Raw genomic sequence first — 21,080 nt, forward strand, 5'->3', positions numbered from 1 at the left:
GATACTAGCGCTGCTAGTAAAGTGACCCGGGTGAATTCATCAGTGATTGCCCGAGTGATTGCCCAAGAACTCTCCGCCGCCGGTACCGAGGTTGCGGAAAGCAATGTTGCGGCCGCCATCTCTCTCCTCGACGAGGGAAACACCGTCCCCTTCATCGCGCGCTACCGCAAGGAAGCCACCGGAGGTCTGGACGACACGCAGCTGCGCTTCGTCGAAGAGCGCGTCGCCTACCTGCGCGAGCTAGAAGACCGCAAGCAGGCCGTCCTCGCCGCAATCGATGAGCAGGGCAAGCTCACCGATGACCTGCGCGCCCTCATCCTCGCCTGCGACACCAAGGCCCGCCTGGAGGACCTCTACCTGCCGTTCAAGCGCAAGCGCAAGACCAAGGCCGACGTCGCCCGCGAGGCCGGTCTCGAACCGCTGGTCGAGTCTCTGCTCGCCGATCCTTCCGCCGATGCCTCTTCGCTTGCCGACGGGTTCCTCACCCCAGAGGCCCAGGCCGCCGGTTTCGCCACCGCGAAGGACGCCCTGAACGGTGCCCGCGCAATCCTGGTCGATCGCTTCGCGACGGACGCGGACCTTGTCGGAAGCGTCCGCGAGAAAGTCTGGCATGACGGACGCGCCGCGGCCAGCGTCGTCGAAGGCAAGGAGAAGGAAGGCGCGAAGTACCGCGATTACTTCGAGCACGCGGAGCCGATTGCGTCCATGCCGAGCCACCGCGTGCTGGCCGTGCTGCGCGGCGAGGCCGAGGGAATCCTGACGCTGAACATCGACGCGGGCGCGGATGAGGAGTACGAGCACATGGTTCGCTCCGCCTTCGACCTGCCCGACGGGGGCGCTAGCGCCTGGATTGACCAGGCGGTCCGCTTCGGCTGGCGCACCAAACTGGAGGTCTCCGCGGCCCTGGATGCGAGGACCCGACTGAAGGAGCGTGCCGAGGCCGAGGCCGTCGATGTCTTCGCCCGCAACCTGCGCGATCTGCTGCTCGCGGCGCCCGCGGGCCAGCGCGCGACTCTCGGCCTGGACCCGGGATACCGCAACGGCGTCAAGTGCGCTGTCGTGGATTCGACCGGCAAGGTCCTCGATACAGCGATTGTGTACCCGCACCAGCCCCGCAACGACTGGTCCGGCGCCAAGGAGCGCCTAGCTACTCTGTGCGCGACGCACCGCGTCGAGCTGCTGGCAATCGGCAACGGCACCGCTTCCCGCGAGACCGAGATGCTCGGCCGCGAGATTGCAGATCTCATCGCCCAGGCCGGGGGAGCCAAGCCCACCGCAGTTGTTGTCTCCGAGGCGGGTGCATCCGTGTACTCCGCATCCCCCCTGGCTGCGGCCGAGTTCCCGGATATGGATGTCTCCCTGCGTGGCGCCGTGTCCATCGCGCGCCGACTCCAGGACCCGCTCGCCGAGCTGGTCAAGATCGACCCGAAGTCCATCGGCGTTGGCCAGTACCAGCACGACGTATCCCAGACGAAGCTCGAGCACACCCTCGATACCGTGGTCGAGGATGCCGTGAACGCAGTCGGCGTCGAGGTCAACACCGCCTCCGCGCCGCTGCTGGGCCGCGTGGCTGGTGTGTCCGCGGCGGTCGCGGAAAACATTGTCGCCTACCGAGACGCCAACGGTGCCTTCACCTCCCGCAAGGAGTTGCTGAAGGTCCCGCGTCTAGGACCTAAGGCGTTCGAACAGTGTGCGGGATTCCTGCGCGTCCACGGCGCTGCGAACCCGCTCGATTCCTCCGCAGTGCACCCGGAGTCCTACGGCGTCGTCGATCGCATCGCGGCCTCGGTCGGCATTGGCGTGCAGGAGCTGATTGGTAACTCCCGCGTTCTCGCCGGAATACGCGCGGCCGATTTCGTCGACGAGGCTGCCGGTGTCGGCTTGCCGACCGTCCGCGATATCCTCGCCGAGCTGGATAAGCCCGGCCGCGACCCCCGCCCCGAGTTCGTCACCGCGACCTTCAAGGAGGGCGTGGAGAAGGTCTCCGATCTCGCCCCTGGCATGATTTTGGAGGGCACTGTGACCAATGTCGCGGCCTTCGGCGCCTTCGTCGACGTCGGAGTCCACCAAGATGGTCTGGTGCATGTTTCCAATATGGCCCGAGGCTACGTTTCCGACCCGCACGAGGTGGTCCGCTCCGGCGAGGTTGTCAAGGTTAAGGTGTTGGACGTCGACGTCGAACGTAGCCGAATAGGTCTATCTTTGAGGCTTGACGACGATGCCGACGCTGCTGCAGCTCAGCCGCGCCAGAAGTCTCAACAGCGTGGTGGGAAGCGCGGCGGTGACAAGCGTGGACAAACGCGGGGCGACAAGCGTGGTGGCGGCTCCATGGCGGACGCGCTGCGCAGGGCCGGATTTTAACGGGCTAGCTCCGGGCGGCGTCGAGGCGTGAGTTGATGTCTCCCGCGACTGCTTCCGCCATCCCATCCGGTACGACCACGGTGTAGGCGGGTCCGGTGATTGCGTACCCCCATCCAATGCTTGCTGTGGAGGGGGCCGCAAGGTCGAGTTGAGGGATAGTTACGCCGGCGTCCCAATGCGTGGCCATGCGCGTCGGCAAGCGGTGGGCGATGGCGAGAATCCACGCGAAATGGGCCACGGCGAGCACGCTCGGAACGATGATAGTGCCACGGATAATCCACGGGTCGAAGCGGGGAATCTGGGACATGGGCGGAGGCTATCACGAGGCGGTGTTACACCGTGAAGGTCCTCGGCTTTTGCGGAATTGAATCGGCGTGGGGAGGGGACCAAGGAGGAGTTTGGTTACTGACCAGGCGGTGTGCAATAATTTCCAGGTTGTCTTATTAGACAGCTTTACCTGTTTCGGGCACGAACCGGCCGAGCGTCCCTTCTGTGGGAAAGAGCCGCCAGGGTCCTCTGTCTATGCAAAAAGTAAAGGAATCAGTTTCCATGAACATTCTTGACAAGGTTGATGCAGCGTACCTCCGCGACGACATCCCCGAGTTCCGCGCCGGCGACACCGTCGAGGTTCACGTAAAGATCGTCGAGGGTAAGAACGAGCGCGTCCAGGTCTTCAAGGGCGTCGTTATCCGTCGCCAGGGCGGTGGTGTCCGCGAGACCTTCACCGTCCGTAAGATCTCCTTCGGTATCGGCGTTGAGCGTACCTTCCCGGTTCACTCCCCGAACATCGATCACATCGACGTCGTCTTCAAGGGCGATGTCCGCCGTGCGAAGCTGTACTACCTGCGCAACCTGCGCGGTAAGGCTGCACGTATCAAGGAGCGCCGCTAGTTTCCGGTGCCCCGATAACCCCGTCGAACGGATCCCAACCACGGAAGTTCGGCGGGGTTTCGCTATCTCTTAAGCTATAGTTTTCTCCATGACCGCCGACGCACCGCGAGACGACACCGCATCGAATACCATAGGTAGTGATACGCGCCTCGAGCAGTTCCAGAAGCTGGAGGAAGAAAGCGATAAGACCACGCCGTGGTACATCGAAATTCCAATTATTATCGTCATCGCCTTGCTCATTAGCGTTGGTGTACAGACCTTCATTGGCCGTATCTACGTAATTCCGTCGGAGTCCATGCAGCCGACATTGAACGGATGCACAGGTTGCACTGGTGACCGCATTTGGGTAGACAAGATCGCCTACGAGTTTGGCGATCCGAAGCCGGGCGATGTCCTCGTCTTCAACGGCCCCGAGTCGTGGAATAACGGCTTCGTATCACAACGCTCTACCAACCCTCTGACCAACTCCGTCCAAACCCTCGGATCCTGGATCGGCCTCGTAGCGCCGGATGAGAACGCGCTGGTTAAGCGAGTAATCGCCACCGGTGGTCAAACCGTTCAATGCCGCCCGGGAGACCCTGGCATCATGGTCGACGGCAAGGTGACCGACCAATCATTCATCAAGACCCCCGCTGACCACCCAGTCGATTCCGCTGTAGGTTCGGAGCAGTGCGGCGGTCCATATTTTGGCCCAGTCACGGTGCCGAAGGATAGCTTCTGGATGATGGGTGACAATCGAACAAACTCCCGCGACTCGCGATTCCACATGGGCGATGAATTCCAGGGCGCGGTGCCAAGGGATAAGGTCGTTGGCAAGGTGCAGGCCATTATTCTGCCGTTCAGCCGCATCGGTGGCGTTGATGACCCGGATATCCAGGCCAACTAATCAGAACCTGCCCTTGCCCGGTGCCTCAATCCGCTCGCTCAAGCAGTCCCGCACGTACGAGGTGGCTCTCTCCCAGCGTGGATTCGGTCCCGTCGCCGGGGTAGACGAGGCTGGTCGGGGCGCATGCGCCGGCCCTATCGTCATCGCCGCCTGCTCGATGCCGGACCGCACGATCCCCGAGCTGGCGCAGCTCACCGATTCGAAGAAGCTCTCGCAGTCCGCCCGCGAGCGACTTTTCCCACTCATCCAGCGCTTCGCCACCGCTTGGAGCGTGGTAGCCGTACCCGCCGCCGAGATTGACGAGTTCGGAATCCAGCACGCCAATGTCTCGGGTATGCGTAGGGCCGTCGCGCGACTTTCCTCCGCGCCAGGCTATGTGCTTACCGACGCCATGAAGGTCCCCGGTCTACGTTCGCCGTATTTACCGATTATCGGCGGAGACGCTGCGTGCCGGTGCATTGCCGCGGCGAGCGTTCTGGCCAAAGTCACTCGAGACCGCATTATGGTCGACCTCGCCGGCCGGTACCCGAACTACGGGTTCGAGGGGCACAAAGGCTACGGAACGGCCACACACATGGATGCCATCGAGCGTGTCGGGGCGTGTGCGGAGCATCGGGCGTCGTATAGCAATGTGCGACAGGCCCAGGCCGTGTTCTTGTCCCAATCCGGTGTGTAATCCGGCTAATCTTGACCAGTAAATCCGCACACCCTTTAAAAGGAGCCGACGCGACGTGAGCGCTGAAGATCTTGAAAACTACGAAGCTGACGTAGAACTGTCTCTCTACAAGGAGTTCCGTGATGTCGTCAGTCAGTTTTCCTACGTCGTCGAGACTGAGCGGCGCTTCTACCTGGCCAATGCGGTTGAGTTGATTCCGCACAACACCGATGGCGAGGTCTACTTCGAGCTGCGCATGTCGGACGCGTGGGTGTGGGATGTCCACCGCCCAGCGCGTTTTGTCCGCTACGTCCGCGTAATTACGTTTAAGGACGTCAACATCGAGGAACTGGACAAGCCTGACCTGCGACTTCCGTAGAATTCCGGTTTTCCACAGTCGGAAAACTATCCACAGATAAGGCCCCACGCACGCCAGTGTGTGGGGTCTTGTTCGCGTCTGTATGCGACAGTGGGGCTCGTCCATTGGGGAAAAGGGATGAGGGGAATACAGATGGCGAAGCGGATTGCCGTTGACTTGGCGGAGTATTGGGAGGGGCTAGCGGGCCTGCGCCTGAGTCACTTGGAACCTAAGCAGTTGGGCGCGGTCGGTGAGGAGATTGCCTGTCGCGAGCTAATCAGTCGGGGCTGGAGCCTGCTCGACCGAAACGTGCGAGTGAGCCGCGATGAGGTGGATCTCTTGTTCTACTTCGACGGTGACCTGCACGTGGTGGAGGTGAAGACCCGGAGCGGATACGGGTTTGGTCTGGGGCGCGAGTCAGTCACCCCGGCTAAGCTCGCGAAGATGCGCAGGGCGGCGACTACCTGGCTGGGGACGGACCGCCCCAGCAGGCTATACCGCTCCATCTGCTTCGATTGCGCGGAGATCACCGTTGTCACAGAATTCGAGGTCGAATTTGACCTGATCGAGCGAATCGAGTCGCCGTGACGGTGGGAACTGCGCTGGCCGTGGCGCTCAACGGGGTCGAAGGCGCGATTGTCGAGGTAGAGGCGGATGTCGGCCGGGGTCTTCCCGGAATGTATATCGGAGGCCTGGGTGATGCCGCAGTGGGAGAGGCCAGGGAACGCGTCCGCACGGCCGCCGCCAACTCGGAGATGGACTGGCCTCGAACGAAGATTGTCGTAAGCCTCTCGCCGGCCCACATGCGTAAGCACGGCACGGGCTTCGACCTCGCAATCATCTGCGCGGTTCTGATTGCTCGCAGTGACAACGCCGAGGCCAAAGGGCGCCTGAGGCGAACCGTCCTCATCGGAGAGCTCGGTCTCGACGGCTCGATTCGCCCCATCCGCGGCGTACTCCCCGCGGTCATTGCCGCTCGCGAAGCCGGCGCCCGTTGGGTGGTCGTTCCCGAGGCGAACGCGCAGGAAGCTGCGCTCGTCGATGGAATAGCTGTAGGTACAGCCGGAACCCTGCGTCAGCTGTGGCAATGGGTTATCACGGGCGAGGGGATTGTCACCCCGAAGCCGCAACCCGCATCGCAAAAGCCCTCTTCGGTGGACCTAAGCGATGTAGAGGGGCAGGGCGAAGCTCGCTTCGCCCTTGAGGTCGCCGCCGCCGGAGGGCACCACCTATTCATGCAGGGGGCGCCAGGCACCGGAAAGTCCATGCTCGCGGAGCGCTTACCGACGATTCTTCCGCCTCTCAGTCGGCGCCAGCAGCTCGAGGTTACGGCGATTCACTCGGTTGCAGGCTCTCTTGAGGACACGGGGGCCTTGGTGCTATCGCCGCCCTTCGTGAACCCGCACCACGGTGCAACCGCCGCGGCCTTGGTCGGAGGAGGTGCGATACCGAAGCCCGGGGCAATCAGCCTCGCACACAATGGCGTGCTTTTTCTCGACGAGGTCACACTGATGAAGCCTGCCGTGACCGACGCGCTGAGGACACCTCTAGAGTCCGGCACGGTGACGCACATGCGAACCCACTACAAGGTGGTATTCCCGTGCCGTACGCAACTGGTGATGGCAGCGAACCCGTGCCGCTGTGGTGCGGCCTACGCCAGCGAGTGCACCTGCACGGCTACAGACCGCGCCCGGCACGAGCGTGCTTTGTCTGGCCCGCTGCGCGACCGCATCGATATCAACGTCACGCTCACGCCGTCGGGCACAGTCGTCGGACGCGGCGAGGGCGGGGAAACCTCCGATGTGGTGCGCGGGCGCATTATGGCCGCACGCGACCGGGCAGCGCAAAGGTGGCGCAAGCTGGGGCTTGGCCCCGACTCGCTCACGAACGCCACGGTTCCGAAGGCGCTTATGCGTCGGCAAGCGGGGCTGGACGAAGAAGCGATAGCGCTGCTGGAGTATCGCCTGCAGGCGGGGGAGATAAGCAGACGGGGAGTCGACAAAATCATCGCACTGGCCTGGACTCTTGCGGACCTAGAGGGTGCGGCGACCTTCAAATTCGATCACGTCCAGGCTGCGTGTGACTTGCACGGCTACTGAAAAAAAGGGGAAATCGTGGACATCATGCGCGCTTGGGCGTATCTCAACCGGGTGATTGAGGGGACGCACCCGGAGATCGTGGAAATAATCCGGCAGTTCGGCCCGGAAGATGTCGCGGAGCGAATAAAGGCGCGCCGGGCGCTGCCGGAGCGATTACTGGCATCAACGGAGTCCCGTGCCTACGTGGACAACAGCGCCGAAGACCTCGATCATGCAGCTCGGCTAGGCTATAGGCTCGTCTATCCGGGCAGCTCCGAGTGGCCCGAGGACAAGTTCGACTGCTTCGCAGCACTGGATGTTGCGGACCGCTCCGACGCGCCGCCTTTGGCGCTGTGGGTTCGCGGGCAGGGCTTGCGTCAGGCGACAGCCGAGTCCGTCGCGCTGGTCGGTACGCGCGCCACGACCAAATACGGAATTGACGTGGCAAAACAGCTCTCCGAAAAACTCTCCGGGGCCGCAGCCCGCCGGGTGTCGATCGTCAGCGGAGGGGCGTTGGGAATCGATGCCGCCGCCCACCAGGCCGCGCTGGATTCCGGCGGGGTCACCGTCATGGTCGCCGCCTGCGGGCCGGGGGTTGCCTACCCATCGAGCCACCGACAACTCTTCGATGAGATCTCCCGCAGCGGCTGTCTCGTCAGCGAATACCCGCCGGGTGTTCGCCCGGCGCGACACCGTTTCCTCACCCGCAACCGTCTTGTCGCCGCGCTTTCCGACGCCGTCGTTGTCGTCGAAGCCGGCTGGCGTTCTGGCGCCCGCAATACGGCTAATTGGGCGACGAGGATGAACCGGCCGCTTGGCGCTGTTCCAGGGCCCGTTACCTCGCCGGCGACCAGCGGCTGCCATGACTTGATTCGCAGCGGCCAGGCTATCCTGGTGACGAACGCGGAAAACGTACTCTCGCTATACCGGGAGGTTGGAAGCGTCGATGAAGATTGTCAGTTGGAATTGGACTGGGCTAAGTCTCCGGTGCAGCAGCTTTCGCGCAGTGAGCTGTCTGTCTACGACGCGCTCAATCAGAAAGGCAGCGTCAGCGTGGACGTGGTCTCTTCGAGGGCTGGTGTATCCATCGGATTGGCGACGCATTTGCTCCTGGAACTGCAGAAACGGGGATTCGTGCAGCGGATGAAGGACGGTTGGGCGAGGATAGTCGAGTCGTAGAATGAGGGAAAATCCAAAAAATTCTTTTACCCTATTGCTAATTCGGAGACACTATGTAAAATAGGACAGGCAAGCCTAAGTAATTGAGTGGTTCGGGCTGGTTCCACTCGGTTGGTTGCCTCCGGCAGCTATTGGGTATTTGCAACATGGGTGAGGCATTGGCAGTGACCTCGGTGTGTTCCTTCTTCTACGCGGGAGGGGTGCGCCGCGGTCGCTGCCTTTTCCGTATTAAACCAGACCTTGTTGGATAGCCTCTAAGATGGACTCTGTGAACGACATCGAGGGACTTACTCCGAACGTCGAGGCGGTCCTGATGGACTTCCTCGATGAAGCGACGTACTCTCGTGGACTTTCGTCTGCTACGGTCCGCGCCTACCGGGCCGACCTCGTCCCTTTGCTGACAGGACTCAAGCACATCAGTGAGTTGACCACGCCTGTTATTCGCACCCACCTGGGGGCCCGGCACCGCGCTGGCGCTGCGCGCACATCCCTCGCCCGTCTGACGACGTCCATTCGGCAGTTCTGCAGCTGGGCCGTTGCGCGACAAATCCTCACCTCGGATCCGTCGGTGCGTCTGTCGTCGCCGAAACCCCGGCGGCACCTGCCGGAAATTCTCTCACCCGGGCAGGTCGACGGGGTTCTCGGGGGCATAGAAGACGACGGTTCCCCCGAGGCGGCACGCGACCGGGCAATCGTCGAGCTGCTCTACGCCACAGGAATCCGCGTGGAAGAACTGTGTGGGGCCAACGTGGGTGATGTCGACTTCTCGGCACGAATGATTACGGTTATCGGCAAGGGGGACAAGCAAAGATCCGTGCCCTTCGGGGCTCCCGCGGCGAAGGCGCTGGGCGCATGGCTGAGGATGCGCCCGGAACTCGGCACCGGCAATGGGGAAACGGCGCTGTTTCTCGGTGTTCGCGGCGGGCGCTTGAATCCGAGGCAGGCGCGACGCGTAATTCACAAGTACTCCGCAGCGGTCGGTGCGGACGTTTCCCCACACGCCTTGCGGCATTCTGCGGCCACCGCAATGGTTGAGGGCGGGGCGGACCTGCGCGTAGTCCAGGAAATGCTGGGGCATAGTTCGCTTGCAACTACGCAGATTTACACTCATGTATCGGCGGACCGCCTACGGGAAGTGCATAAGAAGGCGCACCCGAGGGGGTAGCGCACCTTAAACGACGGGTTTCAGTACGATCGGCCGCCGACGCAAAAGGTCCAAGGGATTGAGATAGTCCTGGCCGCGAAGCGCTCCCCAATGTAGGCCCGGTTCAGGGTGTTTAGGGTGTGTCACGAGCACTGCGATGACCTGGCCTTTGGAGACGCGTTCGCCCTTCTTTAGCTCCGTTTGGACCGGCTGGTAGGTGGTGCGAATGCCGTCCGCGTGGAGTATTGACACGGAAGTTACGCCACCTATGGAGCCTGCAAAGTGCACAGTCCCGTCGGCAGAGGCAAATATCCGTGCTCCTGGCTCGGCGGCGAGGTCCACGCCGCGATGCCCCTTTTGCCAGCGCTTCTCCGGCGGGTCGAAAGCCCGGATTGCGTCGCCCGGTACCGGTTTAGTATGAGCAATGTCCGATATCCGGCCGCTGCCGGGAATGGCGTGGCTGTAAGGGGTGGGGAGGATAAGAGTCATCGCAGCGGTCGCCACAAGCGCCAGAGTCCGCAGAACCATTGTTGCCATGGGGGCCAGGATGTGGGAAGTGGAAGACGTCGGCAAGTGAAAAAACGGGGAAAAGAGGCCCGCTGTGGACAAAAGCGCGCCTGTGGACAAGCGGGCGGAAAGGGACACGCTGCCGCAAATATTGCATGTATGGCTAGTGGTGGTAGGATATCGCACGCAGTGTCTGCCCAGTTGAGGGTGGAGACCGCACAAACTTGACTACGCGCGCGACCCATTCCGGCTGGTTTGCGGGTGCCCACAGTTCTCACTCAAAGGGAGTTAGCCGCAGGGTGCGAATCAGCAGGGGAGCGCTAGGGCACAGGGAAAGCCTGTGCGTTGATTTAACCGTAACTTTATCGGAAAGAAAGGAAGGGAAGCAGCCGCAGCCCTAGTCAGGCTGGACGAGAGGATCTTCCCTGAACATCACATGGCTGTTGTATCCATGCGAGAACTGCTCGACGCTGGTGTCCACTTCGGTCACCAGACTCGCCGTTGGAACCCGAAGATGAAGCGTTTCATCTTCACCGAGCGCAACGGCATCTACATCATCGACCTGCAGCAGACCCTGACCTACATCGACGAGGCTTTCGAGTTTGTCAAGGAGACCGTTGCACACGGTGGCAACATCCTCTTCGTCGGTACCAAGAAGCAGGCTCAGGAAGCTGTTCAGAACGAGGCTGAGCGCGTTGACATGCCGTACGTCAACCACCGTTGGCTCGGCGGTATGCTGACCAACTTCTCCACCGTCTCCAAGCGTCTGGCTCGCCTGAAGGAGCTTCAGGCTATGGACGCTGCTGAGAACGGCTACGAGGGCCGTGGCAAGAAGGAAATCCTGATGCTGACCCGCGAGCGCACCAAGCTGGAGCGCACCCTGGGCGGTATCCGCGATATGGCTAAGGTTCCGTCCGCTCTGTGGATCGTCGACACCAACAAGGAGCACATTGCTGTTGCCGAGGCTAAGAAGCTGGGTATCCCGGTTGTCGCCATCCTCGACACCAACTGTGATCCGGACGACGTCGACTTCCCGATCCCGGGCAACGACGACGCAATCCGTGCCGCTTCCGTTTTGACCCGCATCATCTCCACCGCTGTGGAGGAGGGCCGCAAGGCTCGCGCCGAGCGCGAGGCCGCTGCTGCTCGCGAGGCTGCTGGCGACGCTCCGGTTGAGGCTGCTGCCGAGAACACCGACCAGGCCGCGGAGATGGACGCCGAGGGTTCCACCGCTACCGAGACCGCATCCGCTGAGTAATCCTTTTTCCCAAAACCACAACAAGGAGGATCGTCACACATGGCGAATTTCACCGCTGCTGACGTGAAGAAGCTCCGCGAGCTGACCGGCTCCGGCATGAAGGCCTGCAAGGACGCACTCGTCGAGACCGACGGCGACTTCGACAAGGCTGTCGAGATTCTGCGCATCAAGGGTGCTAAGGACGTCGGAAAGCGCGCTGAGCGCACCGCCGCCGAGGGCCTGATCGCCGTCTCCGGCAACACCATGATCGAGGTCAACTCCGAGACCGACTTTGTTGCGAAGAACCAGGAGTTCATCGACTTCGCTAATAAGGTCGCCGAGGCTGCTGCCGCTGTTAAGGCAAATACCCCGGAAGAGCTCGCTGCTGCTGAGGTCGACGGCAAGACTGCCGCCGATGCCACCCAGGAGCTGTCCGCCAAGATCGGCGAGAAGCTCGAGCTGCGTCGCGCCATCACCCTCGAGGGCGACAAGGTTTCCGTCTACCTGCACCGCCGCGCAGCTGACCTGCCGGCCGGCGTTGGTGTGCTGGTTGCTTACACCGGCGAGGGCGAGAAGGCTGAGGAGGCCGCTCACGCCGCCGCTATGCAGGTTGCCGCGCTGAAGGCTCAGTACCTGACCCGCGAGGACGTCCCGGCCGAGCGTGTCGAGGCTGAGCGCGCTGTTTATGAGAAGATCACCCGCGAAGAGGGCAAGCCGGAGCAGGCTATCGCCAAGATCGTCGAGGGTCGTCTGAACGGTTTCTACAAGGACGTCGTCCTGGTTGAGCAGGCTTCCGTTGCCGACAACAAGAAGACCGTCGAGCAGCTGATGAAGGAAGCAGGCGTTACCCTGACCGGTTTCGCTCGCTTCGAGGTCGGCCAGCACTAGTCTTCGGCTAGCCTTCGGCGTGCAGCCCTTTTCGGGGCAGCGCCGCAAAATTAACCCCCTGATGGTGCCATTTGTGCACATCAGGGGGGTGTTTGCATTTACTGCAGTCCTCGGCGCGTGCATGTGCAACCATCGGGGGCTACCGGGTAGACTCGTCTGCGACTTTTATATAAGGCGAGAAAGGTTGTTGGACATGGCGGATACTGCCGAACGTTCTGGATTTAAGCGCGTAATGCTCAAGCTCGGCGGTGAAATGTTCGGCGGCGGCAACGTCGGCGTTGATCCGGACGTGGTTCAGAACGTCGCACGCCAGATTGCGGAAATTGCTCGTGACGGTGTCGAGGTCTGTGTTGTCATCGGCGGCGGTAACTTCTTCCGCGGCGCGCAGTTGCAGCAGCGTGGCATGGACCGCGCCCGCTCGGACTACATGGGCATGCTGGGAACGGTCATGAACTGCCTGGCGCTGCAGGACTTCCTGGAGCAGGAGGGCATCGACAGCCGAGTGCAGACCGCCATCCACATGGCGCAGGTCTCTGAGCCCTACCTTCCGCTGCGCGCAAAGCGCCACCTGGAGAAGGGCCGCGTGGTCATCTTCGGCGCCGGTATGGGTATGCCGTACTTTTCTACGGATACCACCGCAGCCCAGCGCGCCCTCGAGATCGACTGCGAGGTCCTGCTAATGGCCAAGGCCGTCGACGGCGTCTACTCCGCCGATCCTCGCGAGGTCCCGGACGCTGAGCTTTTCGATGACATCACGCACCGCGAGGTCCTCGAACGTAATCTCCGCGTCGCTGATGCGACGGCGTTCTCCCTGTGCATGGATAATAAGATGCCGATCCTGGTCTTCAACCTGCTTACCGACGGCAATATTGCCCGGGCGGTCTCGGGTGAGCGAATCGGTACTCTGGTTCACAGCTGATAAATTTGTAGGCGCTATACCCGTTCGGTAAACGAGGATTAACAATAATGATTGATGAAGTTCTTCTCGACGCAGAGGAAAAGTTTGGCAACTCGGTGGAGCACTGTCGCGAGGATTTGACGACGATTCGCACAGGTCGCGCAAACCCTTCGATGTTCAACGGCGTCATTGCCGAGTACTACGGTGTCCCGACCCCGATTACCCAGATGGCGACCATCTCGGTTCCGGAGCCGCGCATGTTGCTGATTAAGCCGTACGAGCCGGGCGTCATGCAGGACATTGAAAACGCAATTCGTAACTCGGATTTGGGCGTTAACCCGACCAACGACGGTCAGGTTCTCCGCGTCACCGTCCCGCAGCTGACCGAGGAACGCCGCCGCGAGATGGTCAAGATGGCAAAGGCCAAGGGCGAGGATGCGAAGATTGCTATCCGTAACGTCCGCCGTAAGGGCATGGAGCTTCTGAAGAAGATTCAGAAGGACGGCGACGCGGGCGAGGATGAGGTTCAGGCTGCCGAGAAAGAGCTGGACGCGACCACCAAGTCCTACGTGGAAAAGGTCGATGCCCTGGTCGAGCGCAAAGAAGCCGAGCTGCTCGAGGTCTAGGCCCGTAAGACGGTTTTTCAGAAGGGGAAATTACGCCTATGCCACCGCGCCGATCGAATCGAGACAGGATCGTCCGAGACAGAGTCGTCGAAGAAATTAAGGGGCTCAAGCCCCGTAACTCTGCCGGTCGAAACGTACCTGTAGCGATTGGCGTCGGCGTTGCCCTCGGTGCTCTGGTAATTATCTGCCTGCTGCTTGGCTCCATGGCGTGGAACGTCATGGTCGCAGTCGCTGCAGCTCTCGCGACCTGGGAGGTAGGCGAGCGTCTCAAGGAATCGGACTGGCAAGTTCCCCGCCCAGTTCTCATTATCGGCGGGCAGCTGATGATTTGGCTCAGCGTCGCGTGGGGGGTAGTCGGCCTGGCCATGGGCCTGATTTTCACACTGATGGTGCTCCTGGTATCCCGTTTGTTCCTGCATGGCAACCAGGAGGCCCCTCGAAACTGGCTGCGAGACGTATCTGTAGCATGCTTCGTTTTGCTGTGGATTCCGTTGTGCATCGCGCTCGCAGCGCGGCTGTCCGAGATGGATAACCCCTGGGGCGTCGACCCTCGCCTCGTCATAGTGACCTTTATGCTCGGTGTCGTAGCAAATGACGTGGGCGGCTACGTTGCCGGCGTCTTCTTTGGCAAGCACCCGATGGCACCGCGCGTGAGCCCGAAGAAGTCCTGGGAGGGCTTCGCAGGGTCGATGCTTCTAGGCGCCGCGGTCGGAATCGGAAACGCCATCTTCTTGCTCCACGCGCCCTGGTGGCAGGGCCTGCTTCTGGGCATCGTTTTGGTGGTCGCGGCGACGCTCGGTGATTTGGTCGAGTCCCAGTTCAAGCGTGACCTGGGTATTAAGGATATGTCCTCGCTGTTGCCCGGGCACGGCGGCCTCATGGACCGCCTCGACGGGATGCTTCCCGCAGCAGCAATGACGTGGCTGCTACTGCGTTTCCTCATCCTGGTCTAGTTTTAGTTACGACCCGCGTTGCGAATCTGGCGACGCAGTTCGAACATGCGCCAGCCGCCGACGAGGGCGGTAATCAATGCGCCAAGAATTGCGGCGAAGAGCATGCCCACTCCCGCTGGGAAAGTCCAGCTCCAGGCGAAGAGATTCAGCTCGGTCGGCTGCTGGTTCTGCAGGATGAACACGAGCAGGACGATCAGCAGGATTGCGCTGATGACGAGGCCTACCCACATGCTGCCGGCCGTGGTCTTCTTGACTTTGTTATTCCGGTTCGCGGAGACGTGAGTCTCCTCGGACGGGATGGTCGCGGGGGCTCCTGCAGGGGCGTCGGCAAGCGGTTCCACAGAGGTGCTCTCCGCGTGGGGCTCGGCCAGGGGAGAGGTGGGCTCGCGGAAGTCGCTGGGGTTCGTCTCAGAATTAGTCATGGTTATAATTCAACACTGGTTTACCCGGCTGCACCACTTAAACCGGGCTATTCATTAGGCCAAAACGCTGTCGACATGCGAGAATAGGGCAATCATGGCTACCTCACTTCCCATTGTTCTAAAAGCCCCTCGTCGCGGAACCCCCGCGACTCACTTCGCAGACCTGGATGCCGACGGCCGCAAGGCCTCCATGAAGGAAATCGGGCTGCCGGCCTTCCGCGCGGACCAGATTGCGCGGCACTACTACGGCCGATTCGAGGCCGACCCGATGGAGATGACGGATCTCCCGGAAAACGCGCGACAGAAGGTGAAGGAAGCCCTGTTTCCGACACTGCTGACCCCGGTCAAGCACATTTCCTGTGACGATGGTGAGACCCGCAAGACCCTGTGGAAGGCAGCCGATGGGACGCTGCTGGAATCGGTTCTGATGAAGTACCCAGGCCGCGCGACCCTGTGCATTTCCTCGCAGGCCGGCTGCGGTATGGCCTGCCCGTTCTGCGCCACCGGCCAGGGAGGCCTGCAGCGTAACCTCTCTACTGCGGAAATCGTCGACCAAGTCCGCGAGGCCGCGGCTACTATGGAGGCAGAGGGGTCCCGGCTGACAAACATTGTGTTCATGGGCATGGGAGAACCTCTGGCCAACTACAACCGGGTGCTTGCTGCCGTACGTCGCATCACGGAACCGGCTCCGAATGGGTTCGGCATTTCTATGCGCAACGTCACCGTCTCGACGGTCGGGTTCGCGCCGAATATCCGCAGGCTTGCCGACGAAGGCCTGTCCGTCACCTTGGCTGTCTCGCTGCACACGCCGGACGATGAGCTGCGCGACGAGCTCGTACCGATTAACAACCGCTTCGAGGTTTCCGAGGTCCTGGATGCCGCGCGTTATTACGCGGATAAGACCGGCCGCCGCGTGTCCATCGAGTATGCGCTGATTCGCGACATCAACGATCATGATTGGCGAGCTGATTTGCTGGGTAAAAAGTTGCACAAGGCCCTCGGCTCGCGTGTCCATGTGAACCTGATTCCGCTTAACCCAACTCCGGGATCGAAATGGGACGCGTCTCCTAAGAAGCAGCAGGACGAGTTCGTCCGCCGTGTTATCGCGCAGGGGGTGCCGTGCACCGTGCGCGACACCCGCGGAAACGAGATTGCCGCTGCATGCGGCCAGCTGGCTGCCGAAGGTGAGTAGATCCGGGGCCTAAAGCCAATCGAAGACGCAAAAACCGCCCCGAGGGGCGGTTTTTGTTTTATCTCAGTGCGCTAGTGCAATGTTGCTTGCTGTATGTGCGCGGGGCGTGCAGGCTACTTGCCGTTAACGCGGTTCCAGGCGCGAGCCTGAGAGTCGGTCAGCTCAGCGTAGACGCCGGTGCCGTTGACCTGGTCAGAAGCCCAGTCCGGCTCGATGTGACCGACCGGCTTGTTGTGGGCCGTGACGGTGCGGACCTGGGAGCTGCGCGGGGAGAACAGCTGCAGAAGCAGGCCAATGGCAATGAGGGCGGCGATGACGACGAGGAAGTAGTTCTCGACGTTGCCCTTGTGGTTGCCGATGGTCATGCCGAGAAGGAAGATGACGCTAATCCAGCCTGCGATCTGCATCGAGCGCTTGCTCAGGCCGTGCCAGCCCCACTTAGCCGACGGCTCGTCGAGGGTGCTGATGCCGCGGTAGATTTCTTCCTTTGGCTCGTGATTGCTCACTTTAAGTCCTCCTGTTAACACTTCAAGCGATTGCACTGCCCGTGGCCCTTCGAAGCTCCATATGAGAGCCGGTCGGTGCCACAATTTTGCGCTTACACGCATTTTGGCACATTCTCAGAGAATTTTGAGTATCGGGTGTAAGGATACCTTAGACATTGCTGAAAATGGCAGTTTGCCCCGCGCCTTTTTGCTCGGGGTGTCGTGGATTGCCCAAAGTGGGGGTAGGGTGAGCACTCGTGGCATTTGTTCTAGGCGTAGCTCTTTTCGCGATCGGTATCGCAATCACCATTGCGCTCCATGAATGGGGGCATCTCACCGCAGCCCGGCTGTGCGGTATGCGGGTGCGACGTTACTTTGTTGGCTTTGGCCCGACAATCTTTTCGTTTAAGCGTCGGCACGCCGGCGCGGGAGGGCATCTGACGGAGTACGGCCTCAAGGCGATTCCCTTCGGTGGCTTCTGCGATATTGCGGGAATGACAGCTCAGGATCCGATTCGGCCTGAGGAGGAACCGCACGCCATGTACACCAAGGCGTGGTGGCAGCGCATCGTCGTGCTACTTGGCGGTGTTGCCATGAACCTTGTAGTCGGGCTTGTCCTTATTTACTTCATTGCGGTCTCGTGGGGCTTGCCCAACCTCAACGTCGATCTCACGCCTCGGATCGCTTCCGTGCAGTGCGTCTCGACTGGGATGAATTCGGATGGGTCCGCCAAGCCGTGCACCGGTGCAGGCCCGGCCGAGCGGGCGGGACTTAGGCCGGGCGATGTGTTGACTGCGGTCAACGGAACCCCGGTTAAGGGATACCCCGAAGCGGTCTCCCTTATCGGTGCCGACACCGAGGGCGACATCGAACTCACTGTGGACCGCGCCGGCGAATCAAAGACCGTGTCCATTACCCCGGAGCACGTCGAGATGAAGGCAGAGGACGGTAGCGTCACATCGCGTCCGGCCGTCGGAATCGGATTCGAGCGCCCCAAGGGCGGAATCGACACCTATGACGCCGCAACCGCGGTACCGGGCGCGCTGGTTTTTACCGGTCAACTCTTCGGCGCTGTCTGGGACGGGCTGCTGTCCATCCCCAGCAAGGTGCCCGGCGTGGTCGCTTCAATCTTCGGTGCGCAGCGTGACCCGGCCAGCCCGATGAGCGTCGTCGGTGCCTCCCGTGCGGGCGGCGAGCTGGTAGAGCAGAGCCAGTGGCCCAACTTCTTCCTTCTGCTGGCTAACCTGAACTACTTCCTGGCACTGTTTAACCTCGTGCCGCTTCCGCCTCTCGACGGCGGGCACATTGCGGTTGTCATCTACGAGCGTATCCGCGACCGGGTGCGCAGACTGTTTGGCAAGCCGGCACTCGGCCCGGCTGATTACACCAGGCTGATGCCCGTGACCATGGCATTTACTGCGGTTTTGCTCGTCTTTGGTGTCGTGGTCATCGCAGCGGACGTGGTGAATCCGATTCGTCTGTTCTAGGCGGCGAGCCAACCTGGGTCAGTCCGGGCGTGGTGCTAACCTCTCGGGCATGGAGCACAACGCACGCCGCTCGAAGGCATTTCGTAGCCTGTCTGCACTGGTACTGACCGGTCTTGTCATGTCTTCGGCCGCGTGCACTCCCAGGCCGGATACGGGGCAGAGCGTCCTCGAGGATTTCCTGGCGGCGGTAGGTCGTGGGGATATTGCGGCGGCCTCCGCTCTGACCGATTACCCGCAGGCTGCGAAGAAGGATCTCGGGGCCGCAACTGAGGGGCTGCAGGCTGCTGGGCTGTCTTTTGATGTGGGGGAGATCAGTGCGGATGGCACTCAGTCCAGCGCGGATGTCGCCATGAATTGGGCGCTGCCGAATGAGCGCCACTGGGTCTATGACACGACCTTTACGCTTACGAAGACCGAGTCCGGAGATAAGGGGTGGACTCTGCGTTGGTCTCCGGCCTCCCTGCACCCACAGTTGGGCCGCAATCAGCACCCGGAGCTGCGCTCAATCCCGGCACCGCGCCCTTCCGTGGTGGGGTCGGACGGTGCGGCGCTGCTGGAGCCCGGCACGGTCCATCGCGTCATCGTGGACAGGGACGCGATCTCTAACGTTCAGTCCGTCGTCAACCGGGTGGCAACCATTGTTAATAATGAAATGCCTCAACCCGAGGGGCAGCCGCCGCTGCTGGATGCGCGCGCAGTCGGGGAGCAGGCGGCCGACGGTAAGGGCAATTTCTCCGTAATTATCTTGCCCGCCTCGGCTCCGGATCGGGTTAAGGAGGCCCTGGCGGCAATCGAGGGCGTCACGGTCAATGACGAGGCGGCGATGGTCCGGCCAGACCCCGGGTTTGCGCCGGATTTGATGAGTCGCGTGGAGCGCCTCGTGGACGAAGGGGACATGGGGCAGGACGGCTGGAATATCGTGGCTGCCAATAATGACGGCGCTACTGTCGGCACCTTGTATGAGATGGAGCCGAAGGTCGCGCCGGCGATTCAGGCGTCGATTAGCAAAAAAGTCCAGGATGCGGCACAGAAAGCGGTGGATACGCGCTCTGACGCGGAGGCGATGATTGTCGCGCTGCAGCCCTCGACTGGCAAAATTCTCGCGGTCGCTCAGACCGAGAAGGCCGACGAAAAGGGTGACCTTGCTCTCATGGGGCAGTTCCCACCGGGATCGACCTACAAGATCGTCACAGCGGCGGCGGGCATCCAGAACCAGGGGCTGAATTCCGGGTCGACTGTCCCGTGCCCGGGCAGCATGGAGATTGGCCCGCGCATCGTGACCAACTACAACGGCAGCGGCGTGGGGGACACATCGCTGTCGGACGCGTTCGCGCGCTCCTGCAACACCACCTTCGGCAACATCGCACACCAGCTGGAGCCGGGCAAGTTTAAGGCGGAGTCGCAGCAGTTTGGCATCGGAATCAACTACCACATTGCCGGGCTGGACACGATTACTGGCTCGGTCTCGGACGGCCGGGACGAGGTCGAGCGTATTGACGCCGGATACGGACAGGGCAATGACCTGGCCAGCCCGTTCGGCATGGCTCTGGTTTCAGCTACGGTCGCGACGGGCCGCACCCCGACGCCGAGCTTGGTGCCCACGGCCGGGACGTGGCAGTCGGCCGCGTCTAAGCCTATTGCACCGGAGGTATTGGAAAACCTGCGCACGCTGATGCGCTCTGTGGTGACCTCCGGCACCGGTACCGCAATCGCGGGCCGCGGAGAGGTATACGCCAAGACTGGTGAGGCGGAGGTCAACGGCGGCTCCCACGCCTGGTTCACCGGATACAGGGACGACCTGGCTTTCGCAACGCTTATCGTCAAGGGCGGAGGCTCGGAACACGCCGTCGCGGTGACGGACCGCTTCTTTGCGAATCTCGACGAAGGAGCCGGAGCCGCCGGGGAGTAGAGTATTTGCCATGACACAGCGAGCACATCTGACCCAACAGAAGTCCACCCCCATCCGCACCGTCCCGGCGCACATCGAGCGCCCCGAGTACGCATGGAAGGACGATGTAGCTGAGGGCATTGGTGAGCCCCTGGTCCAGACGCCCGAGGATATCGAGAATATGCGGGAGGTCTCCCGCATTGCTGCCAATGCCCTGGTCGAGGCCGGAAAGGCCTGTGTCCCCGGTGCTACTACTGACGATGTTGACCGCGTGGTGCACGAGTACCTGCTCGACCACGACACCTACCCCTCGACCCTCGGCTACCGGGGATTCGAGAAGTCCTGCTGCGTGTCTCTGAACGAGATTGTGTGCCACGGCATCCCGGATACGCAGGTCATTGAAGACGGCGATATTGTCAACGTGGATGTCACCGGTTTCAAAAACGGCGTGCATGGCGACACTAATGCCACCTTCTTCGCAGGCGAGGTATCAGAGGAGCACCGCCTGCTGGTCGAGCGCACCTACAACGCCACCATGCGCGGCATCAAGGCGATCAAACCGGGCCGCCAGATTAACGTCATCGGCCGCGTAATCGAGTCCTACTCCAAGCGCTTCGGCTACAACACGGTCCGCGACTTCACCGGACACGGTGTCGGCACTACTTTCCACAACGGCCTGGTCGTCCTCCATTACGACGATCCTTCCCAGGACACGGTGCTGGAGCCGGGGATGACCCTGACCGTAGAGCCAATGATTAACCTCGGCGAGCTGCCTTACCACATCTGGGACAACGGGTGGACCGTTCAGAATGACGATTACAAGTGGACCGCGCAGTTCGAGCACACCATCCTCGTCACCGATTCCGGCTTCGATATCCTCACGCTTCCCGACGAGGAGAACGTCTTCGGCCAGTTCCAGACCGGCTGGAAGCCGGAGAAGTAGGT

The 21,080-nt window shown here is 61.7% G+C and carries 22 protein-coding genes; 18 read left to right on the forward strand and 4 right to left on the reverse strand.

The features are described 5' to 3' along the window. Positions 1-42 precede the first annotated feature (42 nt). On the forward strand, positions 43-2,361 hold the full coding sequence (locus CLAC_RS05055) for a Tex family protein (protein WP_425388814.1): 2,319 nt from the start codon (positions 43-45) through the stop codon (positions 2,359-2,361). 4 nt (positions 2,362-2,365) lie between these two features. On the opposite strand, the gene CLAC_RS05060 is transcribed toward CLAC_RS05055, so the two are convergent. After that, positions 2,366-2,668, reverse strand: a complete 303-nt coding sequence (locus CLAC_RS05060) for a ubiquitin family protein (protein ID WP_053411970.1) — start codon at positions 2,666-2,668, stop codon at positions 2,366-2,368. Between the two features lie 242 nt (positions 2,669-2,910). Between CLAC_RS05060 and rplS the strand changes: the two genes are divergently transcribed. From rplS to CLAC_RS05100, 8 genes are all read left to right on the forward strand, one after another. Continuing rightward, positions 2,911-3,252, forward strand: a complete 342-nt coding sequence (rplS, locus tag CLAC_RS05065) for a 50S ribosomal protein L19 (protein ID WP_053411971.1) — start codon at positions 2,911-2,913, stop codon at positions 3,250-3,252. A gap of 88 nt (positions 3,253-3,340) precedes the next feature. Continuing rightward, the gene (gene lepB / locus CLAC_RS05070; RefSeq protein WP_053411972.1) at positions 3,341-4,138 is read left to right on the forward strand and encodes a signal peptidase I; all 798 of its coding nucleotides are present in this window, start codon (positions 3,341-3,343) and stop codon (positions 4,136-4,138) included. A 28-nt stretch (positions 4,139-4,166) separates the two neighbouring features. Continuing rightward, entirely contained in the window at positions 4,167-4,814 is a 648-nt protein-coding gene (locus CLAC_RS05075) for a ribonuclease HII (RefSeq protein ID WP_053413285.1), read from the forward strand. 55 nt (positions 4,815-4,869) lie between these two features. After that, entirely contained in the window at positions 4,870-5,172 is a 303-nt protein-coding gene (locus tag CLAC_RS05080) for a DUF2469 domain-containing protein (protein WP_053411973.1), read from the forward strand. A 132-nt stretch (positions 5,173-5,304) separates the two neighbouring features. After that, complete coding sequence (locus CLAC_RS05085; RefSeq protein WP_169750326.1) at positions 5,305-5,739, forward strand: YraN family protein; 435 nt, start codon at positions 5,305-5,307, stop codon at positions 5,737-5,739. Continuing rightward, on the forward strand, positions 5,736-7,250 hold the full coding sequence (locus CLAC_RS05090) for a YifB family Mg chelatase-like AAA ATPase (protein WP_053411975.1): 1,515 nt from the start codon (positions 5,736-5,738) through the stop codon (positions 7,248-7,250). Before CLAC_RS05085 ends, CLAC_RS05090 begins: the two co-directional genes overlap by 4 nt. A 24-nt stretch (positions 7,251-7,274) precedes the next feature. Further along, positions 7,275-8,408, forward strand: coding sequence for a DNA-processing protein DprA (gene dprA, locus CLAC_RS05095; protein ID WP_245622015.1), 1,134 nt, complete (start codon positions 7,275-7,277; stop codon positions 8,406-8,408). Positions 8,409-8,667: 259 nt separating this feature from the next. Continuing rightward, the gene (locus CLAC_RS05100; RefSeq protein ID WP_053411977.1) at positions 8,668-9,573 is read left to right on the forward strand and encodes a tyrosine recombinase XerC; all 906 of its coding nucleotides are present in this window, start codon (positions 8,668-8,670) and stop codon (positions 9,571-9,573) included. A gap of 6 nt (positions 9,574-9,579) precedes the next feature. Here CLAC_RS05100 and CLAC_RS05105 read toward each other — a convergent pair whose 3' ends face one another. After that, positions 9,580-10,089 (reverse strand): murein hydrolase activator EnvC family protein, encoded by a 510-nt coding sequence (locus CLAC_RS05105; protein WP_245621985.1) that lies wholly within the window; start codon positions 10,087-10,089, stop codon positions 9,580-9,582. Between the two features lie 406 nt (positions 10,090-10,495). On the opposite strand from CLAC_RS05105, the gene rpsB reads away from it, so the two are divergent. The 5 genes from rpsB to CLAC_RS05130 all read left to right on the forward strand — a co-directional run bounded on the left by rpsB (position 10,496) and on the right by CLAC_RS05130 (position 14,661). Next, complete coding sequence (gene rpsB / locus CLAC_RS05110) at positions 10,496-11,317, forward strand: 30S ribosomal protein S2 (RefSeq protein WP_053411978.1); 822 nt, start codon at positions 10,496-10,498, stop codon at positions 11,315-11,317. A gap of 39 nt (positions 11,318-11,356) precedes the next feature. Further along, positions 11,357-12,184, forward strand: coding sequence for a translation elongation factor Ts (tsf, locus tag CLAC_RS05115; RefSeq protein WP_053411979.1), 828 nt, complete (start codon positions 11,357-11,359; stop codon positions 12,182-12,184). 193 nt (positions 12,185-12,377) lie between these two features. Further along, positions 12,378-13,103 (forward strand): UMP kinase, encoded by a 726-nt coding sequence (gene pyrH, locus CLAC_RS05120; protein ID WP_053411980.1) that lies wholly within the window; start codon positions 12,378-12,380, stop codon positions 13,101-13,103. Positions 13,104-13,150: 47 nt separating this feature from the next. Continuing rightward, positions 13,151-13,708, forward strand: coding sequence for a ribosome recycling factor (gene frr, locus CLAC_RS05125; RefSeq protein WP_053411981.1), 558 nt, complete (start codon positions 13,151-13,153; stop codon positions 13,706-13,708). 38 nt (positions 13,709-13,746) lie between these two features. Beyond that, on the forward strand, positions 13,747-14,661 hold the full coding sequence (locus CLAC_RS05130) for a phosphatidate cytidylyltransferase (protein WP_053411982.1): 915 nt from the start codon (positions 13,747-13,749) through the stop codon (positions 14,659-14,661). A 2-nt stretch (positions 14,662-14,663) separates the two neighbouring features. Here the strand turns inward: CLAC_RS05130 and CLAC_RS05135 are convergent, their stop codons facing one another. Continuing rightward, positions 14,664-15,083, reverse strand: coding sequence for a LapA family protein (locus CLAC_RS05135; RefSeq protein WP_053411983.1), 420 nt, complete (start codon positions 15,081-15,083; stop codon positions 14,664-14,666). Between the two features lie 94 nt (positions 15,084-15,177). Between CLAC_RS05135 and rlmN the strand changes: the two genes are divergently transcribed. Next, positions 15,178-16,275 (forward strand): dual-specificity RNA methyltransferase RlmN, encoded by a 1,098-nt coding sequence (gene rlmN / locus CLAC_RS05140; protein WP_053411984.1) that lies wholly within the window; start codon positions 15,178-15,180, stop codon positions 16,273-16,275. Positions 16,276-16,388: 113 nt separating this feature from the next. Here the strand turns inward: rlmN and CLAC_RS05145 are convergent, their stop codons facing one another. After that, a complete protein-coding gene (locus CLAC_RS05145) occupies positions 16,389-16,781 on the reverse strand; it encodes a DUF2631 domain-containing protein (RefSeq protein ID WP_053411985.1) in 393 nt (130 codons plus the stop codon). Positions 16,782-17,017: 236 nt separating this feature from the next. Between CLAC_RS05145 and CLAC_RS05150 the strand changes: the two genes are divergently transcribed. Genes CLAC_RS05150 through map form a run of 3 tightly spaced genes read left to right on the forward strand, consistent with a single transcriptional unit; the run spans position 17,018 to position 21,078 of the window. Then, entirely contained in the window at positions 17,018-18,247 is a 1,230-nt protein-coding gene (locus CLAC_RS05150; RefSeq protein ID WP_053411986.1) for a M50 family metallopeptidase, read from the forward strand. Positions 18,248-18,296: 49 nt separating this feature from the next. After that, the gene (locus CLAC_RS05155) at positions 18,297-20,156 is read left to right on the forward strand and encodes a penicillin-binding transpeptidase domain-containing protein (protein WP_053411987.1); all 1,860 of its coding nucleotides are present in this window, start codon (positions 18,297-18,299) and stop codon (positions 20,154-20,156) included. 10 nt (positions 20,157-20,166) lie between these two features. Continuing rightward, entirely contained in the window at positions 20,167-21,078 is a 912-nt protein-coding gene (gene map / locus CLAC_RS05160) for a type I methionyl aminopeptidase (RefSeq protein ID WP_053411988.1), read from the forward strand. Positions 21,079-21,080 lie beyond the last annotated feature (2 nt).

Origin of the sequence: Corynebacterium lactis RW2-5 (genome assembly GCF_001274895.1) — a bacterium.
GTDB lineage: Bacteria > Actinomycetota > Actinomycetes > Mycobacteriales > Mycobacteriaceae > Corynebacterium > Corynebacterium lactis.

Excerpts from the sequence above, each read along its gene's own strand:
- CLAC_RS05060 (WP_053411970.1), bottom strand. The coding sequence starts at position 2,668 with ATGTCCCAGATTCCCCGCTTCGACCCGTGGATTATCCGTGGCACTATC.
- rplS (WP_053411971.1), top strand. The coding sequence starts at position 2,911 with ATGAACATTCTTGACAAGGTTGATGCAGCGTACCTCCGCGACGACATC.
- lepB (WP_053411972.1), top strand. The coding sequence starts at position 3,341 with ATGACCGCCGACGCACCGCGAGACGACACCGCATCGAATACCATAGGT.
- CLAC_RS05085 (WP_169750326.1), top strand. The coding sequence starts at position 5,305 with ATGGCGAAGCGGATTGCCGTTGACTTGGCGGAGTATTGGGAGGGGCTA.
- dprA (WP_245622015.1), top strand. The coding sequence starts at position 7,275 with ATGCGCGCTTGGGCGTATCTCAACCGGGTGATTGAGGGGACGCACCCG.
- CLAC_RS05100 (WP_053411977.1), top strand. The coding sequence starts at position 8,668 with ATGGACTCTGTGAACGACATCGAGGGACTTACTCCGAACGTCGAGGCG.
- CLAC_RS05105 (WP_245621985.1), bottom strand. The coding sequence starts at position 10,089 with ATGGCAACAATGGTTCTGCGGACTCTGGCGCTTGTGGCGACCGCTGCG.
- rpsB (WP_053411978.1), top strand. The coding sequence starts at position 10,496 with ATGGCTGTTGTATCCATGCGAGAACTGCTCGACGCTGGTGTCCACTTC.
- tsf (WP_053411979.1), top strand. The coding sequence starts at position 11,357 with ATGGCGAATTTCACCGCTGCTGACGTGAAGAAGCTCCGCGAGCTGACC.
- pyrH (WP_053411980.1), top strand. The coding sequence starts at position 12,378 with ATGGCGGATACTGCCGAACGTTCTGGATTTAAGCGCGTAATGCTCAAG.
- frr (WP_053411981.1), top strand. The coding sequence starts at position 13,151 with ATGATTGATGAAGTTCTTCTCGACGCAGAGGAAAAGTTTGGCAACTCG.
- CLAC_RS05130 (WP_053411982.1), top strand. The coding sequence starts at position 13,747 with ATGCCACCGCGCCGATCGAATCGAGACAGGATCGTCCGAGACAGAGTC.
- CLAC_RS05135 (WP_053411983.1), bottom strand. The coding sequence starts at position 15,083 with ATGACTAATTCTGAGACGAACCCCAGCGACTTCCGCGAGCCCACCTCT.
- rlmN (WP_053411984.1), top strand. The coding sequence starts at position 15,178 with ATGGCTACCTCACTTCCCATTGTTCTAAAAGCCCCTCGTCGCGGAACC.
- CLAC_RS05155 (WP_053411987.1), top strand. The coding sequence starts at position 18,297 with ATGGAGCACAACGCACGCCGCTCGAAGGCATTTCGTAGCCTGTCTGCA.
- map (WP_053411988.1), top strand. The coding sequence starts at position 20,167 with ATGACACAGCGAGCACATCTGACCCAACAGAAGTCCACCCCCATCCGC.